Annotated in this window: 10 protein-coding genes and 2 pseudogenes; 8 read left to right on the top strand and 4 right to left on the bottom strand. The window is 72.0% G+C overall.

Annotated elements, in window-relative coordinates:
• Positions 1 to 242, top strand: a pseudogene (locus Q1N79_RS12670) (ATP-dependent helicase); the annotation flags it as partial.
• On the opposite strand, the gene Q1N79_RS12665 reads toward Q1N79_RS12670, so the two are convergent.
• The 3 genes from Q1N79_RS12665 to Q1N79_RS12655 form a co-directional block, all read right to left on the bottom strand.
• Positions 239 to 820 (bottom strand): isochorismatase family protein, encoded by a 582-nt coding sequence (locus Q1N79_RS12665; RefSeq protein ID WP_300608640.1) that lies wholly within the window; start codon positions 818 to 820, stop codon positions 239 to 241. The pseudogene Q1N79_RS12670 and the gene Q1N79_RS12665 sit on opposite strands and share 4 nt — an antisense overlap.
• Positions 821 to 876: 56 nt before the next feature.
• A complete protein-coding gene (locus Q1N79_RS12660) occupies positions 877 to 1,344 on the bottom strand; it encodes a YbaK/EbsC family protein (protein WP_300608638.1) in 468 nt (155 codons plus the stop codon).
• A gap of 189 nt (positions 1,345 to 1,533) precedes the next feature.
• A complete protein-coding gene (locus tag Q1N79_RS12655; RefSeq protein WP_300608642.1) occupies positions 1,534 to 2,895 on the bottom strand; it encodes a nicotinate phosphoribosyltransferase in 1,362 nt (453 codons plus the stop codon).
• 118 nt (positions 2,896 to 3,013) lie between these two features.
• Between Q1N79_RS12655 and clpS the strand changes: the two genes are divergently transcribed.
• Genes clpS through Q1N79_RS12625 form a run of 6 tightly spaced genes read left to right on the top strand, consistent with a single transcriptional unit; the run spans position 3,014 to position 6,442 of the window.
• Positions 3,014 to 3,304, top strand: a complete 291-nt coding sequence (gene clpS / locus Q1N79_RS12650; RefSeq protein WP_300608636.1) for an ATP-dependent Clp protease adapter ClpS — start codon at positions 3,014 to 3,016, stop codon at positions 3,302 to 3,304.
• Positions 3,305 to 3,350: 46 nt separating this feature from the next.
• A complete protein-coding gene (locus Q1N79_RS12645; RefSeq protein ID WP_300608634.1) occupies positions 3,351 to 3,899 on the top strand; it encodes a DUF2017 domain-containing protein in 549 nt (182 codons plus the stop codon).
• Between the two features lie 11 nt (positions 3,900 to 3,910).
• The gene (locus tag Q1N79_RS12640) at positions 3,911 to 4,318 is read left to right on the top strand and encodes a M67 family metallopeptidase (RefSeq protein WP_300608632.1); all 408 of its coding nucleotides are present in this window, start codon (positions 3,911 to 3,913) and stop codon (positions 4,316 to 4,318) included.
• Positions 4,319 to 4,376: 58 nt separating this feature from the next.
• Positions 4,377 to 4,661 (top strand): MoaD/ThiS family protein, encoded by a 285-nt coding sequence (locus Q1N79_RS12635; RefSeq protein ID WP_300608630.1) that lies wholly within the window; start codon positions 4,377 to 4,379, stop codon positions 4,659 to 4,661.
• A 30-nt stretch (positions 4,662 to 4,691) separates the two neighbouring features.
• The gene (locus Q1N79_RS12630; RefSeq protein ID WP_300608628.1) at positions 4,692 to 5,639 is read left to right on the top strand and encodes a cysteine synthase; all 948 of its coding nucleotides are present in this window, start codon (positions 4,692 to 4,694) and stop codon (positions 5,637 to 5,639) included.
• A 56-nt stretch (positions 5,640 to 5,695) separates the two neighbouring features.
• Positions 5,696 to 6,442, top strand: coding sequence for an MBL fold metallo-hydrolase (locus Q1N79_RS12625; RefSeq protein WP_300608626.1), 747 nt, complete (start codon positions 5,696 to 5,698; stop codon positions 6,440 to 6,442).
• Between the two features lie 800 nt (positions 6,443 to 7,242).
• Here Q1N79_RS12625 and Q1N79_RS12620 read toward each other — a convergent pair.
• The gene (locus Q1N79_RS12620) at positions 7,243 to 8,130 is read right to left on the bottom strand and encodes a hypothetical protein (protein ID WP_300608624.1); all 888 of its coding nucleotides are present in this window, start codon (positions 8,128 to 8,130) and stop codon (positions 7,243 to 7,245) included.
• Positions 8,131 to 8,155: 25 nt separating this feature from the next.
• On the opposite strand from Q1N79_RS12620, the pseudogene Q1N79_RS12615 reads away from it, so the two are divergent.
• A pseudogene (locus Q1N79_RS12615) lies at positions 8,156 to 8,570 on the top strand (hypothetical protein); the annotation flags it as partial.

Here is an 8,570-nt window from a genome sequence, read left to right as displayed (position 1 = left end):
CCGCGCCCCCGGCCGCGCCGACGGCCGCGCCGCTGCCGGTGACCCGGGAGGGCCTGACCGCGCTGCGCAGGGAACTCAACGGCCTGGTCGGCGCCTGGAGCCAGCGCACGGGCCAGCCGCACGGCGCCGTTCACGCCGAGCTGCGCGGCACCTGCGGCGGCCCGGCGCTCCCGCAGGCGAGCGCCGACCAGATCCGTGCCCGGATCGCCATGCTCCGCCAGTGGGCCGCCGAGCGCCGCTAGCCGATGACGGGAGTGCCCTCGGTTACCTCCACGCCCGCGGCGCGCATGGCGGCGATGGCCTCGGCAGTGGTCCGCGGGTCGACGCCCGCGGTCAGGTCAAGCAGGACCCGGGTGCGAAAGCCGGCCGCGGCGGCGTCGAGCGCGGTCGCGCGCACGCAGTAGTCGGTCGCGATGCCGACGACGTCGACCTGGTCGATGTCGTGCTCGCGCAGCCAGTCACCCAGCGGCGTTCCGTTCTCGTCGACGCCCTCGAACCCGCTGTACGCGGCGGCGTGCGCCCCCTTGCGGAACACCGCCTCGACGCTGGTCGTGTCGAGCGCCGGGTGAAAGGCGGCTCCCGACGACCCGGCGACGCAGTGCGGGGGCCAGGACTGCCAGTAGTCCGGGGTGTCGGAGAAATGGCCGCCTGGATCGATGTGGTAATCGGTGGTTGCCACGATGTGCGCGTAGCCGTGGTCGTGGTCGGCCGAGGCGAGGCGCTCGCTGATGTCGCGGGCCACCGCCGCGCCGCCGGCCACCGCGAGCGAGCCGCCCTCGCAGAAGTCGTTCTGCACGTCGACGATGATCAGGGCGCGCACGGTTTCTACCGTATCGCGGCGACGGCCATGTCGCAGGACGCCGCGCACTAGGGGATTCAGTCGCCCACTTCGGCGGGCGTGCCCGACGTGATCCGCAGCAGCTCGCGGAACGATGTCGGGAACACGGTGTGCGGATGGCCGGCCGCCGCCCAGACGACGGCATGCCGCGACAGCCAGGTGTCCACGAGCGTCCGGATCGGCGCGGGGTGCGCCACCGGCGCGACCCCGCCGATCGCCTGGCCGGTCCATTCCCGCACGGACTGCGGGTCCGCCCGGGACACGGCCGACGCGCCCACAAGCGCGGCCACCCGCGCCGTGTCCACCCGGTGCGCGCCGCTGGTCAGCACGAGCAGCGGCGCCCCGTCGGCGGCGAACACCAGGCTGTTCGCGATCGCGCCGACGTCACAGCCGAGCTGCGCGGCCGCGGCCGCCGCGGTCGGCGCCGGTTCGGGCAGCTGCCGCACCTCACCGCTGACGCCGAGCGACTTGAGCAGACCAGAGAACCGCGAGGAATCGACCGCCATGCCGCTCACGCTACCGACGCACCGCGGCGCGCGCGAAGCGTTTCCGGGCTCCTCGGCGTACGCCCTCGCCGCGGTCACGAATTGACTTGTGGCGCAATCCGGATGAGTTCGCGTTCGATTTATACCTTTTGTACCTGCAGTTTGCGCCACATGTCGGCTGGCCACGCAGAGCGGTCGCCTGCAGCCCGCTCAGTCCTCCGCGCCATCGGGGTCGAACACCGTGGGGATCGCCGGGTAGCCGCGCGAAAGCTGCAGCGCGTACGGGGGCAGCTCGGCCAGCGCCGTCTGGTGCCGTTCCCTGGCGGCCGACAGCGGCTCCCGCCCGACGACCTTGCCCTCCCGCACGAGCTCGTGCAGCAGCACGCGGTCGGCCGGGGCGGGGTCGGGGGGAGCGAGGCTGATCCGCTCGGCCAGCGCCTCGCCCGCGTCGGTGCGGTGCCTGACCGCCCACTTGCGCCCGCCCCGGCCCGGCTTCCCCACCGACCGCTTCGCGACCGGCCTGAGTTCGCCGCCCGCGCCGAGACCCGCGCCGAGACCCGCGCCACGACCCGCGCCGAGACCCGCGCCCGGAGGCACCGCCCTGTCCGACCGGGCCACCAGCTTGTACACCAGCGCCGCGGTCGGTGCCCCCGACCCGGTGACCAGCGACGTGCCCACGCCGTAGCCGTTGACCGGCGCGACGGCCAGGCCCGCGATCGAGTACTCGTCCAGGTCCCCGGTCAGGATGATCCGGGTGTCAGCCGCGCCGAGGGAGTCAAGCAGCGAACGCGCGGCGATCGCCAGCGCGCCCAGGTCGCCGCTGTCGATCCGCACGGCGCCGAGCGACGGCCCGGCCACCTCGACCGCCGTGCGCACCGCCCGCTGCACGTCATAGGTGTCGACGAGCAGGGTCGTCCCCGAGCCCAGCGACGAAACCTGGGCCGTGAACGCCTGCCGTTCGCTGTCGTGCACGAGGGTGAACGCGTGCGCCGCGGTCCCGGCGGACGGCACCCCGTACACAAGGCGCGCGCGCAGGTTGGACGTGGACGCGAACCCGGCGATGTACGCGGCCCTGGCGGCGGCGACGGCGGCGTCCTCGTGGGTCCGCCTGGAGCCCATCTCGATCAGCGGCCTGCCGCCAGGCCCGCCCGCCGCGGTCACCATCCGGGACGCCGCGGAAGCGATCGCGCAGTCGTGGTTCATGATCGACAGCGTCACGGTCTCAAGCAGCACCGACTCGGCGAACGTGCCCTCGACCACGATGATGGGCGATCCGGGAAAGTACACGTCGCCTTCGGCGTATCCCCAGATGTTCCCGCCAAAACGATAGGATGCCAGGAAGCGGAGGGTGGTCTCGTCCACTATCCGGGAATCCCGCAGGAACGACAGCTCCTCCGGCCCGAAGCGGAACCGCTCGATGGCGTCGAGCAGCCGACCGGTGCCGGCGACGACCCCGTATCTGCGCCCATGCGGCAGGTGGCGGGCGAAGACCTCGAACACCGCGCGGCGGTGCGCGGCGCCGCTGTGCAGCGCGGCCTGAAGCATGGTGAGTTCATAGTGGTCAGTCAGCAGGGCGGTCCCCGCCGCGCCGTCCGCCGCCTGGGGAGGACCGAAGGCGCCCGCGCCGGGGGGTTCGCTGTTCTCCGGATTGGTCACAGGTGGAAGACTACGTACAGGGAGGTGCGTACGAGTGAGCGTGGCACCCGCTGAGGTAGATCTGCCGCGATCGGCGGACGAGACGGTGCCGGACAAGCCATGGGTCACGATCGTCTGGAACGATCCGGTCAACCTGATGTCCTACGTGACATACGTCTTCGAGCACGTCTTCGGCTACCCGCGCCCGAAAGCCGAGAAGCTGATGCTTGACGTCCATCACAAGGGCAAGGCCGTGGTCGCGGTCGGCACGCGCGAGGCCATGGAACACAACGTCGAGGTGCTGCACGGGTACGGCCTGTGGGCCACCGTCCGCCAGGACAAGTAAGCGACAGGTAAGCGACAGGTAAGCCGACAAGTAAGCAGAGATGGAGATGTTCAGGCCCACCAAGGACGGCGGCGCCAGCGTATGGCTGTCCGCCGGCGAAGCCTCGCTGCTGCGCACCCTCGTCGTCCCCGTGATAGATCTGCTCGGCGGGGCGAGCTCCGGCGAGCCCGCCAGCGTGCTCGACGACCTGGAGAGCCTTCTCGACGCGGACGAGCCGCGGGCACCGGAAGACCCCGTGCTGGCCCGGCTGCTGCCTGACGCCTACCGCGACGACCCCGAGGCTGCGGGCGAGTTCCGCAAGTACACAGAGTCGAGCCTGCGCGAGGCGAAGAAGTACTTCGCGCAGACCATGCTCGACACGCTGCCGCGCAGCGGCGGGCGGGTGAAGCTGACCGGTGACCAGGCCCGGGACTGGCTGCGGGCGCTGAACGACGTGCGGCTGATGTTCGGCGTGCGGCTTGAGGTGACAGAGGACTTCGAGGAGCAGCTCGCTGCGCTCGACCGGGAGGACCCGAAGATCGCGGCGTTCGAGGTGTACGGCTGGCTCGGCGCCGTCCAGGAGTCGCTGGTCCGTGCTCTCGACCGCCGCAGGTAACCTGACCGATCATGCTGACGATCTCCCGCGACCTGCAGGCGAAGATCATCGCCCATGCCCGCGCCGACCACCCGGACGAGGCGTGCGGGGTCATCGCCGGCCCGGCAGGCAGCGACCGCCCGGAGCGGTTCATCCCGATGCAGAACGCCGAACGCTCCCCCACTTTCTACCGCTTCGACTCGATTGAGCAGCTCAAGGTGTGGCGCGAGATGGATGACAGGGACGAGGAACCGGTGGTGATCTACCACTCGCACACGGCCACCGAGGCGTACCCGTCGCGCACCGACATCTCGTACGCCAGCGAGCCGCAGGCACATTACGTCCTAGTATCTACACGGGACGAGCCGGAAACCGAGTTCCGCTCGTACCGGATAGCCGGCGGCGAGGTGACCGAGGAAGCCGTGCAGGTCACGGAATGATCCGGCGCCAAACCGGGTTCCCATGCAAGGCGTCACATGTTCAGGAGGAGCGTCGTTCATGGCCATTGAGGTTCGCATCCCCACGATCCTGCGCAGCTATACCGGCGGCGCCAAGTCGGTGCAGGGTTCCGGGAGCACCCTGGGCGAGCTGCTTGTCAACCTGGACGCCGAGCACGACGGCCTGCGCGCCCGGCTGGTCGACGGCGAGAACCTGCGCAGGTTCGTCAACGTCTACCTGAACGACGAGGACGTCCGCTTCCTCGGCGGGCTGGACACCCCGGTCTCGGACGGTGACACGGTGACGGTGCTGCCCGCTGTCGCTGGCGGGTCCGTGCCGGCTTAGGCCCATTTTCATCCCGAACGGACCGCTGCGATGCGTTACGACTCGCTGCTCGACTCACTCGGCAACACGCCGCTCGTGGGGCTTGCGCGCATGTCCCCGTCGGGCGACGTCCGGTTGTGGGCCAAGCTCGAGGACCGTAACCCGACCGGTTCGGTGAAGGACCGTGCGGCGTTCTTCATGGTCGGGCAGGCCGAAAAGGACGGGCTGCTGCGGCCCGGCTCGACGATCCTGGAGCCGACCTCGGGGAACACGGGCATCTCGCTGGCCATGGTCGCCAAGCTGCGCGGCTACAAGCTGATCGTCGTGATGCCGGAGAACACCAGCGAGGAGCGCCGCCAGATCCTGCGCATGTACGGCGCCCGTATCATCTCCTCGCCGGCGGCAGGCGGATCGAACGAGGCGGTCCGGATGGCGAAGCGGCTGGCCGCGGAGCATCCGGACTGGGTCATGCTCTACCAGTACGGCAACGAGGCCAACGCGCGGGCGCACTACGAGACCACGGGCCCGGAGATCCTGGCCGACCTGCCGACGGTCACGCACTTCGTGGCCGGCCTCGGCACGACAGGCACGCTGATGGGGACGGGGCGTTACCTGCGGGAGAATGTCCCTGGCGTTCGGATCATCGCCGCTGAGCCGAGGTACGGCGAGCTCGTCTACGGCCTGCGGAACGTGGATGAGGGCTTCGTCCCCGAGCTTTACGACGAGTCGGTGCTGACCACGCGGTTTTCCGTGGCGTCGACGGACGCGCTGCGCCGGACCCGCGAGCTGCTCGAGCAGGAGGGCATCTTCGCCGGCATCTCGGCGGGGTGCGCGCTGCACGCCGGGCTGGCGATGGCGCAGCAGGCGGTCAAGGCGGGGGAGAAGGCCGACATCGTTATCCTGGTCGCCGACGGCGGGTGGAAGTACCTGTCCACCGGCGCCTACGGCGGCACGCTCGAGGAGGCGGAGGAGCGGCTCGAGGGCCAGCTCTGGGCCTGAGGTCACGGCCGGCTTATGGCTGGCTGCGACCTCCCCCAGGGGGCACAATGAGTCGCATGCGTCTTACCGTGGTGGGGTGCGCGGGAAGCTTTCCCGGGCCGGACAGCGCCGCATCGTGTTACCTGCTCGAGGCGGACGGGTTCCGCCTCGTGGTCGATCTCGGCAACGGAGCCCTGGGCGCGCTGCAACGGCACATCGGGCTCTTCGACGTCGACGCGATCTGCCTCAGCCATCTGCACGCCGATCACTGCGTCGACCTGTACTCGTATTCGATCGCGCGGGCGTACTCGCCAGCCGGGCCGCAGCCGCCGATCCCTGTGTACGGGCCGGCGGGCACGAGCGAGCGGATCGGGCTCATCCACGGCCCGGGTGCCGACGGCGGCCTGATGAAGCGGTTCACGTTCGAGTCGCTCGCGCCCGGGACGTTCGAGATCGGGCCGTTCCGGGTCACGACCGCGCACATGAACCACCCGGTGGAGGCGTTCGGCTTCCGGTTCACGCACGACGGCCGGTCGCTCGCGTACTCCGGCGACAGCGGCGAGACCGGGGAGCTTGTGCCGCTGGCCAGGGGCAGTGACGTGTTCCTGTGCGAGGCGGCGTTCCTTGACGGGCCGGACCTGCCGCCGGACCTGCACCTGACCCCTGGCCAGGCGGCCGGGTACGCGACGCGGGCCGGGGCCGGCCAGCTGGTGCTCACCCACCTGCAGCCGTGGAACCGGGCCGAACAGGCGTTCCGCGAGGCGGCCTCCTTCGGCGGCGAGCTCGCACTGGCCCACGCCGGCCAGGTCATCGAGATTGGCTAGTGAGCCGGCCGTGGGTTCTGCGGTCACCACGTGAGCGTCTTCGGTCACAGAAGGTGCCAGCCCTAGCCGCTGGCCCCTTCGCGGCGCAGGGCAGGTCACGGGTCAACCCCGCCAGCGGCGGGCACATAGCCGACATTTCCCCCGTCCAGCGATGAACCACCTCCCGGAAACCGCCCATGGACCATGATCATGAGGCGCATCCCCCGGGCGGGCACGCCAGCGGCACGGGCGGCAGGGGATGGCGGGGGTCACGGCCGGGCACAGATCCGGCTCATCCGCGGGTACCCGTGCCGGGCAGCCGCGACCGCCGCGCGCAGATGCCTGAGTCAAGCCTCATGCCTCATCCCCGGGGCAGTTAATTCAGGCATCCCGCCGGGCGCGCCACGCGGGCGGCGCAGGGTACACGCGGGGCCCAGCGGCGGGGGACACCGCGCCGCGGCCGGGGCGCCCGGGACGCCCAGGGCGCCCGATGTGCCCGATGTGCCCGGGGCAGCCGGGACAGCGCAGGGCCGGGGCAGGCGACTGCACGCTGACCCCGCAACCGGGGACCGGCTCACTAGCCCGCCTGGCGGCCCGGCCGCGGGCGGCCTCCCGCCCCGGCCCTGCCTCCCGGGGGCCTCGCGACCGCTGCGACCGTCGCGGCCGTCGCCCCCCTGGCGTGGGACTTTGCACACTCTGTGACCATTTAGCGCCCGGAATGCCCGATTTGTCCATGCACAAAGTGTCCAAAGTGGCACTCGCGGGACTTCTGGGACGCCAGGGAAACCGCCTGGCCGCACCAACCGGGCCCGCCCGGGCGCTCAGCCTGACCCGGTGTCGGGCTGGCAGGCCCGGCAGGGGGTGCAGCCTGCTGCCGAGGCCTCATCGAGGGTCATCGTCTGCAGGTCCTCATCGTCCATGAAGCGGATGAGGACGCAGCCCTTGTCGTGGTACCTGGGGACACCGGGGACCACGGTGACCTGACGGGCCGGCCCGGCCGGGTCGTGCTCGTCTTCGGTGTCGCCGGCCCCGGCCGGCGCGCTGTCCGCTGCCGTCGGCTCGGCGGGTTCAGGCTCGGGGTGGGCGCCCGCGCGTTCCTGGGCCGGACCCGCGGGCGCGGCCTGGCCGGTCTCCTCATCCTCATCGGCGGCGTCCGCAGTGGCGCTGGGCGCGGTGGCGGGCTCGCCCGTTGCGGGGAGGTCGCCAACCGTCTGCGGCGTGTCCGCTTCTTGGCTGGCGTCTTCGGCCGCGCTGTCTTCGGCCGCGCTGTCTTCGGGAGCGCTGTCTTCGGGAGCGGGGTCGCCGCCGGACGGCGCGGGGTCGCCGGGGCTGCCGGCCGCGCCGGTCACGACCTGCGACGTGGCCCGCGGCTCGTCGGGCTCGTCCTCGTCGGTTAGCCAGTACCTTCTGCTCGGCCAGACGTCGTCCTCATCGGCGGTGTCCGAAGTCCAGGACGTGCCCGTGCCGCCGGGTGACGTCGCGGTCTCGAACTCGCTCGCAGCCTGGGAGGTGTCGCCGGTTTCCGGGCTGTCCGTGGCGGCGAACGCGCCGTCGGCGGCCACGTCCGTGGCCGGCAGTCCAGTCGTGGCAGGCGTGCCCGCTTCGGCGGACTCCTGCGGCGGCGCTTCTGCCTCGGTGTCGCGCCGCGGGCGCGACGCGGGGTCGAACCAGCTTGGCGTCGATGACCAGGGGGACGGGGGGACGGGCACGGGCGCAATGGCCGGCCCGGGTCGTGTGGGCGGAGCCGGCGCGGGGGACTGGGCGGGCGGGGCGGAAGAGGCGGTGGCCGGGGTCGCCGAGGTCCAGGGGCTGCCCGCGGTTGCCTGGCTGCCTGTTCCGCCTGCGCTACCCGGGCTGGCCGGCGTCGCGAAGCTGTCGGAGCGGACCGGGCCCGCGTGCCGGCCGCGCATGGGCATGTCCGATCCTGCCGGGGACCGGTCGGCGGGCGGTGTCGCGTCCGGGCCCGCGGGCCACGCTCGCGCGGGAACATCCGTCCCGGCCCGGTCCCCCGCGGGTGCCTGGGCCTGCGTCCGCGGCAGGCCGAACGGCGGAGGCGGCTGCCTGTCGCCGGGGAACGGCGGCAGGACAGGCTGGGCAGGACGCGGGCTGGCGTCCGCCTCCACGCTTGACCAGTCCGCTGGGCCCGGCC

This window comes from Trebonia sp., assembly GCF_030042015.1.
Taxonomy (GTDB): Bacteria; Actinomycetota; Actinomycetes; order Streptosporangiales; family Streptosporangiaceae; genus Trebonia.
Note: the sequence above shows the minus strand (reverse complement) of the source record. Positions and strands in the feature narration are given on the sequence as shown.